Annotated in this window: 21 protein-coding genes and 1 tRNA gene; 14 read left to right on the top strand and 8 right to left on the bottom strand. The window is 68.4% G+C overall.

Translation table 11 applies throughout. The features are described from left to right. Nucleotides 1-962: chitinase (locus tag Raf01_RS22480; protein ID WP_203919952.1), on the top strand; the 962-nt coding region annotated here is incomplete at its 5' end. Nucleotides 963-1,144: 182 nt separating this feature from the next. Here the strand turns inward: Raf01_RS22480 and Raf01_RS22485 are convergent. Beyond that, on the bottom strand, nt 1,145-1,576 hold the full coding sequence (locus tag Raf01_RS22485) for an SsgA family sporulation/cell division regulator (protein WP_203919953.1): 432 nt from the start codon (nt 1,574-1,576) through the stop codon (nt 1,145-1,147). Between the two features lie 835 nt (nt 1,577-2,411). Here Raf01_RS22485 and Raf01_RS22490 point away from each other — a divergent pair. From Raf01_RS22490 to Raf01_RS22520, 7 genes are all read left to right on the top strand, one after another. Further along, complete coding sequence (locus Raf01_RS22490) at nt 2,412-2,687, top strand: hypothetical protein (protein ID WP_203919954.1); 276 nt, start codon at nt 2,412-2,414, stop codon at nt 2,685-2,687. Nucleotides 2,688-2,701: 14 nt separating this feature from the next. Further along, nucleotides 2,702-3,352, top strand: a complete 651-nt coding sequence (locus Raf01_RS22495; protein ID WP_203919955.1) for a DsbA family oxidoreductase — start codon at nt 2,702-2,704, stop codon at nt 3,350-3,352. Nucleotides 3,353-3,536: 184 nt separating this feature from the next. Then, a complete protein-coding gene (locus tag Raf01_RS22500; RefSeq protein ID WP_203919956.1) occupies nt 3,537-4,166 on the top strand; it encodes a class I SAM-dependent methyltransferase in 630 nt (209 codons plus the stop codon). 77 nt (nt 4,167-4,243) lie between these two features. Continuing rightward, complete coding sequence (locus Raf01_RS22505) at nt 4,244-5,329, top strand: sensor histidine kinase (RefSeq protein ID WP_203919957.1); 1,086 nt, start codon at nt 4,244-4,246, stop codon at nt 5,327-5,329. Then, complete coding sequence (locus Raf01_RS22510; protein ID WP_373319550.1) at nt 5,314-6,000, top strand: response regulator transcription factor; 687 nt, start codon at nt 5,314-5,316, stop codon at nt 5,998-6,000. Before Raf01_RS22505 ends, Raf01_RS22510 begins: the two co-directional genes overlap by 16 nt. Nucleotides 6,001-6,057: 57 nt before the next feature. After that, a complete protein-coding gene (locus tag Raf01_RS22515) occupies nt 6,058-6,654 on the top strand; it encodes a hypothetical protein (protein WP_203919958.1) in 597 nt (198 codons plus the stop codon). A 118-nt stretch (nt 6,655-6,772) separates the two neighbouring features. Continuing rightward, complete coding sequence (locus Raf01_RS22520; RefSeq protein WP_203919959.1) at nt 6,773-7,318, top strand: histidine phosphatase family protein; 546 nt, start codon at nt 6,773-6,775, stop codon at nt 7,316-7,318. A 9-nt stretch (nt 7,319-7,327) separates the two neighbouring features. Here the strand turns inward: Raf01_RS22520 and Raf01_RS22525 are convergent, their stop codons facing one another. Next, nucleotides 7,328-8,287 (bottom strand): MBL fold metallo-hydrolase, encoded by a 960-nt coding sequence (locus Raf01_RS22525; protein WP_203919960.1) that lies wholly within the window; start codon nt 8,285-8,287, stop codon nt 7,328-7,330. A 112-nt stretch (nt 8,288-8,399) separates the two neighbouring features. On the opposite strand from Raf01_RS22525, the gene Raf01_RS22530 reads away from it, so the two are divergent. Further along, the gene (locus tag Raf01_RS22530) at nt 8,400-8,591 is read left to right on the top strand and encodes a helix-turn-helix transcriptional regulator (RefSeq protein WP_203919961.1); all 192 of its coding nucleotides are present in this window, start codon (nt 8,400-8,402) and stop codon (nt 8,589-8,591) included. Further along, a complete protein-coding gene (locus tag Raf01_RS22535; protein ID WP_203919962.1) occupies nt 8,581-8,991 on the top strand; it encodes a hypothetical protein in 411 nt (136 codons plus the stop codon). The genes Raf01_RS22530 and Raf01_RS22535 overlap by 11 nt, the downstream gene beginning before the upstream one ends. A 7-nt stretch (nt 8,992-8,998) precedes the next feature. On the opposite strand, the gene Raf01_RS22540 is transcribed toward Raf01_RS22535, so the two are convergent. The 3 genes from Raf01_RS22540 to Raf01_RS22550 are packed head-to-tail and all read right to left on the bottom strand — an operon-like array spanning nt 8,999 to nt 10,019. Continuing rightward, a complete protein-coding gene (locus Raf01_RS22540) occupies nt 8,999-9,211 on the bottom strand; it encodes an SPOR domain-containing protein (RefSeq protein ID WP_203920143.1) in 213 nt (70 codons plus the stop codon). Further along, nucleotides 9,212-9,778 carry a hypothetical protein gene (locus Raf01_RS22545; protein WP_203919963.1) on the bottom strand — a complete coding sequence of 189 codons (567 nt, stop codon included), beginning with the start codon at nt 9,776-9,778 and terminating at the stop codon, nt 9,212-9,214. Nucleotides 9,779-9,833: 55 nt separating this feature from the next. Next, nucleotides 9,834-10,019 carry a response regulator transcription factor gene (locus tag Raf01_RS22550; RefSeq protein ID WP_239133818.1) on the bottom strand — a complete coding sequence of 62 codons (186 nt, stop codon included), beginning with the start codon at nt 10,017-10,019 and terminating at the stop codon, nt 9,834-9,836. Between the two features lie 10 nt (nt 10,020-10,029). Between Raf01_RS22550 and Raf01_RS22555 the strand changes: the two genes are divergently transcribed. Further along, complete coding sequence (locus Raf01_RS22555) at nt 10,030-10,491, top strand: hypothetical protein (protein ID WP_239133819.1); 462 nt, start codon at nt 10,030-10,032, stop codon at nt 10,489-10,491. Nucleotides 10,492-10,523: 32 nt separating this feature from the next. Here Raf01_RS22555 and Raf01_RS22560 read toward each other — a convergent pair whose 3' ends face one another. Both Raf01_RS22560 and Raf01_RS22565 read right to left on the bottom strand, forming a co-directional pair. Beyond that, nucleotides 10,524-10,811 (bottom strand): hypothetical protein, encoded by a 288-nt coding sequence (locus tag Raf01_RS22560; protein ID WP_203919964.1) that lies wholly within the window; start codon nt 10,809-10,811, stop codon nt 10,524-10,526. A 265-nt stretch (nt 10,812-11,076) separates the two neighbouring features. After that, nucleotides 11,077-11,733, bottom strand: coding sequence for an alpha/beta hydrolase (locus tag Raf01_RS22565; RefSeq protein WP_203919965.1), 657 nt, complete (start codon nt 11,731-11,733; stop codon nt 11,077-11,079). A 97-nt stretch (nt 11,734-11,830) separates the two neighbouring features. Between Raf01_RS22565 and Raf01_RS22570 the strand changes: the two genes are divergently transcribed. After that, entirely contained in the window at nt 11,831-12,085 is a 255-nt protein-coding gene (locus Raf01_RS22570) for a hypothetical protein (protein WP_203919966.1), read from the top strand. A gap of 158 nt (nt 12,086-12,243) precedes the next feature. Here Raf01_RS22570 and Raf01_RS22575 read toward each other — a convergent pair. Next, nucleotides 12,244-12,315 (bottom strand) — tRNA-Val (locus Raf01_RS22575). A gap of 198 nt (nt 12,316-12,513) precedes the next feature. On the opposite strand from Raf01_RS22575, the gene Raf01_RS22580 reads away from it, so the two are divergent. Together Raf01_RS22580 and Raf01_RS22585 are read left to right on the top strand one after the other, a co-directional pair. Further along, entirely contained in the window at nt 12,514-13,161 is a 648-nt protein-coding gene (locus Raf01_RS22580) for an ArsR/SmtB family transcription factor (protein ID WP_203919967.1), read from the top strand. Between the two features lie 7 nt (nt 13,162-13,168). After that, complete coding sequence (locus Raf01_RS22585) at nt 13,169-13,987, top strand: alpha/beta fold hydrolase (protein ID WP_203919968.1); 819 nt, start codon at nt 13,169-13,171, stop codon at nt 13,985-13,987.

A 13,987-nucleotide genomic window follows, 5' to 3' on the forward strand; every position in this document is an offset into this window, starting at 1 on the left:
GCCCACCGCCTACCAGCGCGCCGCCGACCAGCCCGCCACCGAACAATGGCAGCTTCAAGAACCCGATCTACTTCATGCCGCTGGACAACAACCCGCAGAACATCACCGACGCGATCAACGCGTCCGGGGTGCGGAACTTCAATCTGGCGTTCGTACTGGACTCGGGCGGGTGCACGCCGGCCTGGGGAGGGGACTCCGCGCACCGGGTGTCCTCGGACGGCACGGTCACCGGGGTGGTGAACGCGGTACGGGCCAAGGGCGGCGACGTCGCGGTGTCCTTCGGCGGGTACAACGGCAACGAACTGGGCGCCTCCTGCGGCGGCGCGTCCGGCCTCGCCGCGGCGTACCAGTCGGTCATCAGCAAGTACGGGCTGACCCGCATCGATCTCGACTACGAAGGCGATGACCTGGATGCCAACACGGCGGTCCGGTTCGGCGCCATCAAGATCCTGGAGGACAACGCCCGCGCGGCCGGTCGGGCGCTGCACGTGTCGCTGACGGTACCGATGACGACGGTCGGCTTCCCCGGCTCCGGTACCGATGAGATCCGCGCGGCCATCTCGGCGGGCGCGGCCTTCGACATCATCAACATCATGGCCTTCGACTACGGCCTGACCAACGCCGGCGACCAGGTGACCAGCGTCGAACTGGTGACGGCGGCGGCCCAGGGGCAGCTCAAGAGCCTGTACGGCTGGGACGACGCGACCGCGTGGAGCCACCTCGGCCTACAGATCATGAACGGGCACACCGATCAGCCCTCGGAACTGTTCACGCTGTCCTCGTTCCAGTCGCTGCTGGCCTACGCGAAGTCCAAGCACGTCGGCTGGTTCTCCTACTGGTCGCTGAACCGCGACCGGGCCTGCGATCCGAGTGTGCCGCACAACTGGGCGGACGGATCGTGCAGCAGCGTCGCCCAGAACCCGTACGACTTCTCCAAGATCATCGCGCAGTACAACGGGTAGGCCAACCCCGTCGTATCACCGGTGATCGGAACGGGCCGGCAGTCGCCCCACACGGCTGCCGGCCCACCGCTGCTCTGTCGCCCCGCTGCTCTTTTGCCCCGCGGTTCTGTCGCCCCGCGGGTTGACGAAGAGCCGGCGCTGGGATCGCGCCGACTCGTTGCGTCATCGTGAGAGGTGGCCGGTCAACGACCCGCCAGCAACCTGGACACCGCGCCGTCGAGGTCGAGATAGTCGGTCTCCCGCCCGCGCGGGACGACTACATAGGTACGGCGAAGGAATCGCACCAGCACGCTGCGTGGTACCTCGAACAGTGCGTTGCCGTCCGGCGAGGACAGGGCGAGCGCGATGAAGTCCCCGCGCGGCGTGGCCCACGGCCAGACCCTCACATCACCGATGCCGGCTGGTTCGTCCAGCCCACTGACCAGCAGTTCGCGGGCGAAGGACCAGCTGACCGCCTCGCCGCCGGCAGATTCGGCGTGAAAGAGCACATGAACGGCATATGGATCGACCGGGTCGTACCTCAAACTCGCCCGGACCGGTAAGGCGGTGGCGTCCGGCGCAACCAGCCGTAGTGACGTCTCGACCTCTACGGTCGTGGGACGAATGGCACTCATGTTGTACTCCCCCCGGCACCATTGCGGGGCCGCTCGCTGTGCCCCGCCCCTCCCATACTCAAGGCGCTACCTCTCGTCACGCTCCGCCATGGCCTTATCTCACCCTGTAGTGGGATGACAAAACAGAGTACTCAGGCGATTGAGTGGAAATTTAATGAGATGTCCACTTCCGCTTTTGTGCCCCGATTTGCCCGGCGTCGGGTTTTGCTTTTCTGCCGTTGACTCACCTCGGTAACGTGCGTTGGTCCGTTCAGGTGACGGCGCAACCCTTATTGCCGGTCGCCGCCCACGAGACGAGGCGAGCCGCCCGAACCGTGCGCACCCGTTCGTACCGGTCTTGTCCGGCGGACGGATGAGATTCGGCTGTGGCGCCAACGGTTCCGGCGATGTCATGCGATGTGCTGCGGGGTGGTCCGTGCGTGGTCGGCGCGACGGGGTGGTGTCCGGAGTGCTCCGCGGGCCGATGCTCCCGTGGACGATGCGGTCGCGAACGTACGTCGATGTTTCGCACATAATCGCGCCATTACCGGCCGGCCCCACTGTTCTGTCTGAAGAAAAGCTTTTGGCGCGCGCCGCACGGTTGAGTGGCGTCTCGTTGTCGAGAGCCCGAACCCGCGACAAGTCGTCGGAGTGGCGATCCCGCTGCGACATCTCCCATTTAATCGGACATGTTGCGTCTTTGCGGACAGATGCCTTAGAGGAGGCCAAGTCGGCTCTCGGCACCGGCCATCAGTCACATCGGTGTGCCTGGCTGACCTTCAGGTGCCTCCTACCGATCGCCACCATGCTGACGCATGATTGGGTTACGAACAAGAAGTAACCAATGGGAGACCCGATGAGCGTATCCAGCCCTGACGGGCGCGCGCCGGCCGACGAGCCCGCGCCGGCCGACGGAACCATCGCCGGCGGCGCGACCGTCGCCAGCACCGGAACCGTCGCCAGCACCGCGACCGCCCCGACCACCGCGGGCACCGGAACCGGCGAGTCCGCGCCGCCCGCGTTGTCGGTACCCGCGAATTCGGTGCCCGCGCTTTCGATGCCCGCGGTACCGGGTCTGGTCGTGCTGGCCACGGACGACGCGCCGATGTGCTCGGACGGGGTCTGCCTGTGAGCAGGGAGTTGCCGGTGAAGATCGAAGTGTGGTCGGACGTCGTGTGCCCGTGGTGCTACATCGGCAAGCGTCGGCTGGACCGGGCGCTCGCGGGGTTCGAGCACGCCGACGAGGTCGAGGTGGAGTGGCGTAGCTTCCAGCTCGATCCGACGTACCCCAAGGGAGCCCAGCGGCCGGTGCTGGCGCACCTGGCGCAGAAGATGGGCGGCTCGGTCGACCAGGTACGCGCGATGACCGACCGGGTGAAGTCGCTGGCCGCCGACGAGGGGCTGGAGTACGACTTCGATCGGGCGATCGCCGTCAACACGGTCGATGCCCACCGGGTGTCCCACCTGGCGAAGGCCCATGGGCTCGGCGGCCAGATGCACGAGCGGCTGCTGCGCGCCCACCTCATGGAGGGCGAGACGGTCGACGACGTCGAGACTCTGGTCCGGCTGGCCGGTGAGGTCGGTGTCCCGGCCGACGAGGCGCGCCGCGTGCTGGCCGGCGACGAGTACGCCAAGGACGTCGAGGCGGACAGCCGGGAGGCCCAGCTGCTGGGTGCGAACGGGGTTCCGTTCTTCGTACTGGGCCGCCGGTACGGCATCTCGGGCGCCCAGCCGCTGGAGGTGTTCGAGACTGCGCTGCGCACGGCGTACGAGCAGGCGAGCCCGACCGCCGAGTAGCCGCCGCCGAGTAACCGGCCCGACGCGACGCACCCTGTTCGGAGAATGATCTCCGGACGGGGTGTTGTCGTCAGGCGTGCCGGGCGGTGACGATGACTTGTGGCGAGCGCAGAGGGCCGTGCCGAGTGGTGAGGGCCTGGCGAGCGCTGAGGGCCGTGCCGAGCGCAGAGGGGGAGCCACCGCGATGAGTACCGACGCGACCGCCCACAACCGGCGCCTCTGGGACCGGATGGCACCGAGCTACGACCGCGCCATGCGGCGATGCGAACCGCTGATGTTCGGCCGTGACGTCCGCCCGCTGGTGTGCGCCGAAGCCGGCGGCGACGTCCTCGAGGTCGCCATCGGGACCGGGCTGAACCTGCCGTACTATCCGCCGGGCGTCCGGCTCACCGCCGTCGACCTGAGCCCGGCGATGCTGGCCGCCGCCCGTACCCGCGCCGCCGACCTCGGACTGGCCGCCGACCTGCGCGAAGCCGAGGCCGAACGGCTCCCGTTCGCGGACGCCTCGTTCGACACCGTGGTGGCCACCCTCTCGCTGTGCAGCGTGGTCGACGACCGGGCCGCGATCGCCGAGATGCACCGGGTGCTGCGCCCGGGCGGGCAACTCCTGCTTCTCGACCACGTCGCGGCGACGAACCCGATCGTCCTCGCCCTGCAACGGCTCCTGGAGCGCTTCACCGTCCGCACGGCCGGCGACTACCAGACCCGGCACCCGCTGCCGCTGGTCGAGCGGGCCGGCTTCACCGTGCGGTACAGCCACCGCTCCAAGCTCGGGATGGTCGAACGCCTCGCCGCGGTCAAACCGGCGACCTGATGGTCCGCGACGCGGCTGTGACGACAGTACCGCGTTCGTGGTATGCCAGATCCCCGCGGGTTTCGTACCGTGGCCCCATGCGTCGTTGGTGGTTGGACGCCGGTGTGGTGGTCGTCGCCGGTGCGGCCGCCGCGGCCCGGGTCGCGGCGGCGCCGGTACTGCCGCGCGATCGGGCACCGGACGGTGTCGCGTACGCGATGGTGGCGGGCATGGCGCTGGCGCTCCTGCTGCGCCGGTACTATCCGGCGGCCGTCATGGCGGCGGTCGGTGTGCTGTACCTGGCCTACCACGTGTCCCGCTATCCCGGTGGTGCGCCCGCGGTCGCGGTCTGGGTGGCCCTGTACTCGGTGGCGGTCGCGCCACGCCGGCGCCTCGGCCTGGCCGTGGCGGCCGTACTGATCGTGCTGGACGCGCAGGGGCGCATGGCGGTCGCCGGGGTAGGGCCGCTGGATTCCACACTGGACGGTTCGACCGGCCTGTTCATCGCCGCGCTGTTGCTCGGCGAGGTGGTACGCGGGCGGCAGGTTCGGCTGGCGTTGCTGGCCGCGGAGCGCGACCGGGCGGAGGAGCAGGGCCTCACGCAGGAGCGCATCCGGATCGCCCGCGAGCTGCACGACCTGAGCGCCCACACGCTGGCGGTGGTGAGCGTGCAGTCCGGGGTGGCCGCCGAGCTGATCGACGAGGATCCCGTCCAGGCGCGTACCGCGTTGGAGGCGGTGAGCCGCGCGGCCCGGGAGGCCATGGTGGAACTGCGCGCCGCGGTGGGCGTACTGCGCGACGGAAACCGTCCCCGCACGGCCGAACCACCCGCGCCGACGCTCGATCGGTTGCCCGACATCGCCGCCGGTACCGGAGCGACGCTGGTGTGCGAGGGCATGCCGCGCCAGCTGCCCCGGGCGATCGAGGCCACCGCGTACCGGATACTGCAGGAAGCCGTGGCCAACGCGGTGCGGCACTCTGGCGCCCGACATATCGAGATGCGGGTCGGCTACCTGCCCGACGGGCTGTCGTTGACTGTGCTCGACGACGGGCGCGGCGGCGAGGCCGTACCCGGCAATGGCCTGCGCGGCATGGCAGAACGGGCTCGTGGCCTGGGCGGCTGGCTGCGCGCCGGACCGGCCGAACGGGGAGGGTTCCAGGTGCGGGCATGGCTGCCGGGATGACGGTGCGGGTACTGCTGGCCGACGATGAGACGCTGGTGCGCGCCGGGTTCCGGGTCCTGCTGGAGCGCGCACCCGACATCGAGGTCGTCGCCGAGGCCAGCGACGGCGACGAGGCGATCGCGCTGACCCGGGCGCACCGGCCGGATGTCGTCCTGATGGACGTGCGGATGCCGGGTACCGACGGCCTGACCGCCACCCGCCGGATCCTCGGCGACGGCCGGCTGCCCGGCGTCCGGGTCGTCGTGCTGACCACCTTCGAACTCGACGAGTACGTGTACGGCGCCCTGCAGGCGGGCGCCAGCGGCTTCCTGCTCAAGGATCTGACCCCGGACGAGCTGCGCCACGCGGTCCGGGTGGTGGCCGCCGGCGAAGCCCTGCTCGCGCCGGCCGTCACCCGGCGCCTCATCGCCGCCTTCACCGCCCCAACCGGCCCCGCCGACGAACCGCCACCACCCGGGCTGGACACCCTCACCGTGCGCGAGCGGGAAGTGGTCGCGCTCATCGCCGACGGGCTGTCCACAATGGAGATAGCGGATCGGTTGAGGATGAGCCCGGCCACGGCGAAGACCCACACCAACCGGGCGATGACGAAGTTGGGAGCACGCGACCGCGCGCAGCTGGTGGTCTTCGCCTACCGCTGGCGGCTGGCTCGGCTACCACGTTCGTGGTAGTCCGGGTACCGCGTTCGCGAGATTGCGGACGGTCTCGACGGCCATAGCGTCATTCGCATGTTTCTCATCCTCGGTCCGGCGCTCAACCTCATCGCCGGCTTTTTCTGGCGGCAGGACGGAAGTCAGGGCGTGACGGGCGGTACTCTCACCGCGCTGTCCACGGGGTGCTGGCTTCTCGGCCTCATCGGTATCTACGGGCGGCTCCGGCCCCTCTCGCCGCGCTACGTGGCGGTCGCTCTGGCGGCCACCGTGTTCGGCACGGTGGGCGGTGTGACGTTCGCCGTACAAGCGATCCACGAACAGATGTTCGACATCTCCCACTCCGTGGCCGTTGAGCGGGTCAATGACTTCCCGCTCGCCACCACGCTGTTCTGGATCTGCGGCCCGCTGTTCCCGGTCGCCCTAGCCGCGTTCGGGGTGCTGCTGGCCCGGCTCCGGGTGGCGCCGCTGCCGGTCAGCATCCTGATCGTGCTGGGGAGCCTGGCGTTCCCGCTGAGCCGGATGACCCGGCAGGCATCCATCGCACACGTGGCCGACGTGCTGCTGCTCCTGCCATTCCTGTACCTCGGCATTCAAGAGCTGCGTACCGCAAAGGCCGCGCCGAGCCAGGCGGTCCACGCGCAACCGTCCGTCCAGCAACCCGTCTCCCGGTAATTCGTTCTCCCGCAATCCGTTCTCCCGCAATCCCTGGCGACCTGGCCGGGCATCGGTCGACAGACCGCCGCCCGGTCAGGTCGCCAGCCGTATGCTCCCCATGCGCTAACCTGCGCTTGTGACGATCGCTGTCGATCGGCTGATCCTTGTGCGGCATGCCATGCCGGCAGTGGATCCCGAAATTCCCGGTCACCTGTGGGAACTGGGCGAGGAAGGGCGCGCGGCTGCCCGGGCGTTGGCCGCGCTGCATGAGCCCGGATACTACGTGGCCAGCGACGAGCCGAAGGCGCTCCAGACCGTACGGGAGATGTCGGCCGGTCGTGACGTGGTACCCGAGCCGCGCCTGCGCGAGGTGCTGCGGCCGCACCGTTGGTCCGACGGCTATCGCGCGCAGGCCCACGCCTACGTCGACGGCGTCTGCCACGAGGGGTGGGAACCTCACGCCCGAGTGGCCGCCCGCTACGAGGCGGCGATTTCTCACCACGCCCGGGTCGCTGCCGCCCGGAAGCAGGCGCTGATCGTGGGTACCCACGGTCTCGCCCCGACGGTGTGGCTGGCGACCCGTCTGCGTCTCGAACCCACTCCGGCCGACTTCTGGTCGAGCCTGCGGTTCCCCGACCTCATCGAGGTCGACTTCGTCGGAGGGCGTGTGCTGCGCGGCTGACGAGTCCAGCTACAGGCGTGCGAGCCGGTTGCGGATCCGTGACCACATCCAGTACCCGTAGTAGGACGGTCTCTTCGGGTTGCCCAGGTCGTTGAAGATGACGAAGTCGTCGAACACGTGGACCCCGGGCTTCGCCGCCACCGAGACCGCGGCATCCCGCGCGGCGGTCAGTTGCGCGACCGTCATCGGCAGCGGTGCTTCGTGCGGCTGGTACAGGCATCCCGCTTGGTAGTCGTGGCGGGGTCTGCGGCTCATCTCGATGTGGCAGCCCAGTATGTGCGTGACCGGCCGCGTGGACGCGAACTCGACGAGCCGGGTCAGACTGTCGACGAACGCGGGCATGTCGCGGACATACAGCCGGAACGGACCGACCGAGTCGCCGGTGACCAGGAATCCGGTCCACCGGTCGTACACCGCGATGCTCCGCTCGTCGTGGCCGGGAATCCCGGTCAGCTCCAGCACCCGACCGCCGAGGTCGAACGTCACCACCTCGGTCGGCCAATCCGTGAAGCCGAAGAACGCCGTGATCGCCTCGACCGTGGCGGGCACAACCGTGGCGGGCACAACCGTCGCATCCGCACACTCCCCGAACTGCGCGTCGCCCGCTACGTGGTCGCCATGGCCGTGGGTATGCGCGACAACCAGCCGGTACCCCTCGCGTGGGTTCGCCGCCAGCCACCCCCGTACGACCTCGTCGATCGTGCGGCGCAACGGGAACAGGTCATGCTCAGCCGTCGCGCCGGTGTCGAGCAGGAGAGCGCGGTCGTTGCCGAAGAACAGGTAGAGGAATGGCGCCTCGAACGAGGTTGCCTTGCTCTGCCGCAGGATGTGCGTGTGCTCGTCGTACCGATGCACCTGGATCGGTGGGTCGGTATGGGGATGCCCCTTGGGCGTGCCATGGATCCAGCGCACATCGAGCGACCCGGCCACCGGCGCGCCCGACTCGTAGTCGACCGGTGCGAAATCCATCGCGGCCCCCTGAACTCGTCGAGCTACAACGTACCCGGCCGCCGGGTTCTTGACGCTGCGTGGTGTCAAGTGTACTTTCCATTTGTCGGTTGATGTAAAGGACGCTTTACGCATGCGCAACGACGTCCGGGGCCTCCGCAAGGCGAAGGGCATCTCACAGGAGCAGCTCGGCCGGGAGCTCGGAGTCTCCCGGCAGACGATCAACGCCGTGGAACAAGGGCGATACACGCCATCGCTGCCGCTGGCGATCGGCATTGCCCAATTCTTCGGTCGTACCGTAGAGGAGATCTTCCATGTCGACTGAACGGACGTCACCACCACGCGGCTGGCGTCGATGGGTTCCCGCGCTCTGGACCGGATACGGCGCGCTCTACGTCCTGGCCTTCGCCCTGCGCGGCCAGCTCGCGCCCGCTCTGGTGGCCGCCGCGCTCGTCGCAGCAGTGGGTGTCGGTCTCGCCGTCGAGTTGCGCCGACCCGGGAGAAACCAACCTCAGCAGTTGGGTTGGGCTCAGGACGAACGGCAGCGGCTGATTCACCACAAGGCCATGGCCCTTGTCGGTTACGCGGCACTCGCCGCGGCCACCGTTGCGTGCTTCGTGACGTTCATCGTGAGTTCCCGCCCGCCATCGTGGCCGATGCTCTGCGTGCTCGGGCTTGCGGCCGTCTACGGCGGCGGTCTGGCTTTCTACCAGCGCCGCATGTGAATCGACGTCACTTGGTGCTGTGCCGCCGGGATCGGCGAGCGACCCAGTAGGTCTGCTTGTGGCCGCGCGCCTCCAGCGTCGCGGCCGCCGATTCGGCATCCGCGCGAGAGTCGTGCCGGGACACCTCATACTGGTTGCCGTTGTCGTCCTGCCGCCACACGGTCCACACCGGATCCGGCGTCTCCGCGTCGCGCATCGCCGCGTCACTCAACGGTTCCACCTACTCCTCGGCGTCGTCCGTGGACTGTTGACCGGCGGGTTCGGCGGGCGCGGCGGCGCCCTTGGTGGCCGCCTCGGCGGTGGCCTCGGCGGTGGTGGCTTGGGCGGTGGCGGCCTCGGCGATGGCGGCTTTGGCGGCGCGCTCCAAGCGGAAGTAGCCCGCCGAATGGACCATCATCGCGACGAAGCCACTGACCAGGATCCCCACCCCGGCGAGCCACATGATGTGCCAGAAACCGGCGACCACGCCGACGAACGCGAGGAACTGCGCGATTGCCTGAGTCGCCCGTACGAGAAGGGAATCGGTCGCCCGGCGCCGGAAGCTTTCCTGGCGGTTGACCAGGACCAGGGCCGCCAGTAGCGGGATCGCCACGGAGAAGGCGATCACACAGGTCTTCGCCGACCAGTTGAGGGTCGTCACGGTGAGGAACGGCTGTACCAGGACCAAGCCGATCGCGATCAGTCCGGCGTAGATCACGTTGTTCTGCCGGATCCACTCCCGCTGCTGCTCCGGCTCCTCTGCCGCCTGCTGGAGCCATGCCGCCTGCTGCTCTGGGTCAACCGCCACGGTGGACATCATCCCAGGACGTCCGCCTCCCAGCGCGACCGCGCTGGCGGCAGGTTCAGGCGTTTCCTATGACTCGGTTCTCGTAGGCCCAGACGGCGATCTCGGTGCGGTTGCGAAGGCCAAGCTTGGTCTGGATGGTCGAGACGTGGCTTTTGACGGTGCTCAGGGAGATGAACAATTCCGCCCCGATCTCCACGTTGGTGCGGCCGCGGGCGATTTCCCGCACCCTGGTGCGCCGCACGTTACCGGCGATGGCGATCGTGTTCCTGGCCGTGATCGCGATGCAGTTCGCCGTACCGAATCTGCTGCGACCGCATTTCATGCCGGCCGAGCGGGCCACCGTACCGATGACTGCCGACACCATCGACCAGGCCCGGATGCTCGGCAGCATCACCGGCGGGCCGGTCGTGGGAGGGCTGGAGGTACCGAACGCCTGGGTGACCGATACCAGCAGACTTTTGACGCCAGACGGTCGCCAGCTTTCCGACGCGGCCTTCAACGAGTGCTTCAACAACGCCCCAAAGACCGGCGCCACCGGGAGATTCGGAGACATCGCGGTGTGCCTCGGCAAGCTCGACCTCCACGTAGACCTGGCCTACCAACCCGATCGACGATTCTGGCCGTTCCAATGGATCGAACTGGCCCTGTATCTCGGCGCTAGCGGGCTACTGGCGGCGGTCGGCCTGTGGCGCGTCCAGCGCCGTGCCAGCTAGCCCACGGGTCTGGCGCGAGGTCGGATGGGTTGTCACGGCTTGCTGGGGTCGCGCTCGACGTCGTCGGCTGCCGCATTTGGCTGCTGTACGGCTTGCGGAGACGGGGACGTTTCTGGTGGACGTGTCCGTCGCATGACCCACACCTTGAACCTCGTCCAGCCGTGCATCTCCGACCCGAGGGTGAAGAGCACGCAAGCCGGGATCCACCAGGTGAGGGCGAACGTCCATGTCTTGCTACTCAGGAAGTGGGACCAAACGGCCATGAAGACGCCAAAAACAACGCCGCGGATGAGCACCTTCAGCAGATCGGCACGTCGCATGTCAACTCACAGAGGTGGCTTTCGCACGCCGCAAGGGACTGCCGGAACTGTCCGGAATCCCGGCGACAAAGAACACTGTCGAAGGATCCTTGACGATACATCGCTCGTCGTTGCCCCGTACGCCGTCGACCCGCAACCGTAGAGCGGGCAGGTTCTGGGGTCGCCACGATCCGTCGACGGTGACCGGCGGTGCCAGGCAGGCGACCCCGGGTCCGATCGCCTCGCCTCGCCTGGTCGACGGAGGGCGGGGCGGCCGCGCAACCGTTCAGCTTCCGAACGCCCACGCCACCATCAGCGGGAACTCTTCTGTCCAGAACGCGTCGCCGTGCGACCCGACCCGCTCGTTCATGACGACGTCCGCTCCCGCCTCCCTCAGCGCGACGGCCCACCGTGTGGCGTTCTCGAGAAAGAACGGCTCCAGGGTGCCGGCGACGAGGTACACGCGGGGAAGCGGGCTTGGCATCAGGGCAGGTGGCCGGTAGCCGCCGCCCGGCGAGGCGGAGAAGACGGCGCCGTAGACGTCCGGATGGCGAAGCCCCATGGCGAGCGCGAGCTCACCCCCTAGGGAGGCACCCCACACCGCGGTGCGTTCAGCGCGTAACACGATTCCAAAACGCGACTGCACCCATTGGCGCACGTCCTCGACGAAGAACTGCTCGTGTGCCGCGAAGCGTTCCGCATCGAACACCGGCACGTACTCGTGGAGCCGCGCGTCGTCATCCGCAAGCCCGTGGACACCGACGACCATCGTGGACGGGGCGTTGGCGGCCTCAAGGACGGCGACCAACCGCGAGACATGCCACCCACCGTCACCGGCGAAGACAACGGACTCCGTGGAGGCACGCGGGACGTACACCGTGACCTCGCGGCCACCGTCGTAGTCGAACGTCTCGCAGACGAACTGCCCGGCTGTGGACGACATTGGCGTGCACTCCTCGTCGGTAGCGGCGACCGCCCGATGGCCATATCCACTGGCGGCTCTCTTCGGTCTGTTGCTCCTGAATGGTTCAATCACGCTCGTGAGCCGCATGCAGCGTCGCTTGGTCGTGACGATCGTCGTGGCGTTCGTCTTCGGGCTCGTTGTGCCCGTCGTCGGCCTGGCGCTGGAGTGGTATCTCCCGCTGCCACGCCGGTGGTGGAGTCTTCTCTTGTTCGTCGCTACCATCTACTTCCCGCAGCCCATCGTGTTTCTAGGTGTTCGTCGGTTGATCCGGCTAACGCGAGAGATCAAAGCCGAGCGTGCGTCTGGAAGCATCGCCGATCAGGCCTTTTGACGGGTTACGTCAGGCTTGATCGCCAGCCGGCTCGCTCGGCCACCCGGAACACGGCTAGTCGATGTGGCGCGTCATGCGGTCTCCCAAACGACCGCCCGAGACAGCAAAAAGGCCGGTCGCCTCTTCGGCAAACCGGCCCTGACCTGGGCTTTCTTCGGTGGGCGATACTGGGATCGAACCAGTGACCTCTTCGGTGTGAACGAAGCGCTCTCCCGCTGAGCTAATCGCCCTCAGCGGGTTCAGACTGTACCCGATCCGCCCCCCGAGTGCGTATTCCGATCCCCCTTCTTGAGTCACCTCCTTCCGCGCGCCGCCCTTACGCGGCATTTGAGCGCATATAAGCCGCCTCTCCGCCCGCCATTCCGCCGGCCGCCCCGACAGTCGAAGTTGTCTTGACAAAAAAAGCTGTCGGTGCGAGGCTCATGGACATGTTCGAGGTAACAGTGATCGAGGATCCGGCGGCCGCCGAGGCGTCCCTGGACCCGATGCGGGCGCGACTGCTGGCCGCTCTGGCCGAGCCGGGGTCGGCCACCACCCTCGCCGCCCGGGTCGGCATGGCGCGGCAGAAGGTGAACTACCACCTGCGGGCGCTGGAGGAGCACGGACTCGTCGAACTGGTCGAGGAGCGGCGCAAGGGCAACATGACCGAGCGCGTGCTGCGGGCGACTGCCGCGTCGTACGTGATATCTCCGGTCGCCCTGTCCTCGCTGGCGCCGGACCCGGCCCAGTCACCCGACAGGCTCTCCGCGAGCTGGCTGCTCGCGCTGGCCGCGAAGCTCGTCCGTGACGTCGGCGCGCTGATCACGGGCGCGGCACGGGCCGACAAGCGGGTGGCCACGTTCGCGCTCGACGGCGAGGTCCGGTTCGCCTCGGCGGCCGATCGGGCCGCGTTCGCGGAGGAGTTGGCCGCCGCGGTCACCGCGCTGGTCGGCAAGTACCACGACGACCAGGCGCCGGGCGGCCGGACCCACCGGGTGGTGGTGGCCGTGCACCCGAGCATGAAGAAGCCCGCCGACACCGGTGCGGGCGATAGCACCGACACCGACAACGACACCGACAGCGGCGAAAGGAACTGATCCGGCGATGACCTCCGTGACCTCCACCGACGGCACCATCATCGACTATGACCGCAGCGGCGACGGGCCGCCGCTCATCCTGGTCGACGGCGCCTTCTGCAGCCGGTCGTTCGGGCCGATGCCGGCGCTCGCGCCGCTGCTGACCAAGCACTTCATGGTGTACCTGTACGACCGGCGGGGCCGGGGCCGCAGCGGCAACACTCAGCCGTACGCGGTCGAGCGGGAAATCGACGACATCGAGGCGCTCATCGACGCGGCGGGCGGGTCGGCCCACCTGTACGGTGTCTCGTCCGGCGCGGTACTGGCGATGCGCGCCACGGCCGCACTGCCCGGGAAGGTGCGCAGGCTGGCGGTGTACGAACCGCCTTTGGTGGTGGACAAGAGCCGGCCGCTGCCGCCGGCCGATTACCGGCAGCGGGTGGACGACATGCTCGCCAATGGGCGCAACGGCGACGTGGTCAAGTTCTTCATGACCAAGGTGGTCAACGGGCCGGCGTTCCTCGGGGTCATCATGCCGCTGATGCCGGTCTGGTCGAAGCTCAAGGCGGTGGCTCCGACGCTGCCGTACGACCTCGCGATCCTCGGCGACGTGATGCGGGGCGAGCCGATCCCCGAGGAGTACCGCAAGGTGCTGGCAAACATCGACGTGCCGACGCTCGTCGGCGACGGCGGCAAGAGCCCTGCCTGGATGCACAACGGAGTCCAGGCGGTGGCTGACGCCATAGGACAGACCCGGCGGATCACGCTGCCGGGACAGACACATCAGGTCAAGGCTGGCGCGATCGCGCCGGCGCTCATCGATTTTTTCACGGCGGAGGCCATCTGA

The sequence above is a fragment of the Rugosimonospora africana genome (assembly GCF_016862975.1).
Classification (GTDB): Bacteria; Actinomycetota; Actinomycetes; order Mycobacteriales; family Micromonosporaceae; genus Rugosimonospora; species Rugosimonospora africana.

Coding starts and splice junctions, on each gene's coding strand:
- Raf01_RS22535 (WP_203919962.1), top strand. CDS start 8,581: ATGTCGACTGAACGGACGTCACCACCACGCGGCTGGCGTCGATGGGTT.
- Raf01_RS22530 (WP_203919961.1), top strand. CDS start 8,400: ATGCGCAACGACGTCCGGGGCCTCCGCAAGGCGAAGGGCATCTCACAG.
- Raf01_RS22555 (WP_239133819.1), top strand. CDS start 10,030: ATGGCGATCGTGTTCCTGGCCGTGATCGCGATGCAGTTCGCCGTACCG.
- Raf01_RS22485 (WP_203919953.1), bottom strand. CDS start 1,576: ATGAGTGCCATTCGTCCCACGACCGTAGAGGTCGAGACGTCACTACGG.
- Raf01_RS22505 (WP_203919957.1), top strand. CDS start 4,244: ATGCGTCGTTGGTGGTTGGACGCCGGTGTGGTGGTCGTCGCCGGTGCG.
- Raf01_RS22490 (WP_203919954.1), top strand. CDS start 2,412: ATGAGCGTATCCAGCCCTGACGGGCGCGCGCCGGCCGACGAGCCCGCG.
- Raf01_RS22510 (WP_373319550.1), top strand. CDS start 5,314: ATGGCTGCCGGGATGACGGTGCGGGTACTGCTGGCCGACGATGAGACG.
- Raf01_RS22585 (WP_203919968.1), top strand. CDS start 13,169: ATGACCTCCGTGACCTCCACCGACGGCACCATCATCGACTATGACCGC.
- Raf01_RS22560 (WP_203919964.1), bottom strand. CDS start 10,811: ATGCGACGTGCCGATCTGCTGAAGGTGCTCATCCGCGGCGTTGTTTTT.
- Raf01_RS22525 (WP_203919960.1), bottom strand. CDS start 8,287: ATGGATTTCGCACCGGTCGACTACGAGTCGGGCGCGCCGGTGGCCGGG.
- Raf01_RS22580 (WP_203919967.1), top strand. CDS start 12,514: ATGTTCGAGGTAACAGTGATCGAGGATCCGGCGGCCGCCGAGGCGTCC.
- Raf01_RS22500 (WP_203919956.1), top strand. CDS start 3,537: ATGAGTACCGACGCGACCGCCCACAACCGGCGCCTCTGGGACCGGATG.
- Raf01_RS22565 (WP_203919965.1), bottom strand. CDS start 11,733: ATGTCGTCCACAGCCGGGCAGTTCGTCTGCGAGACGTTCGACTACGAC.
- Raf01_RS22515 (WP_203919958.1), top strand. CDS start 6,058: ATGTTTCTCATCCTCGGTCCGGCGCTCAACCTCATCGCCGGCTTTTTC.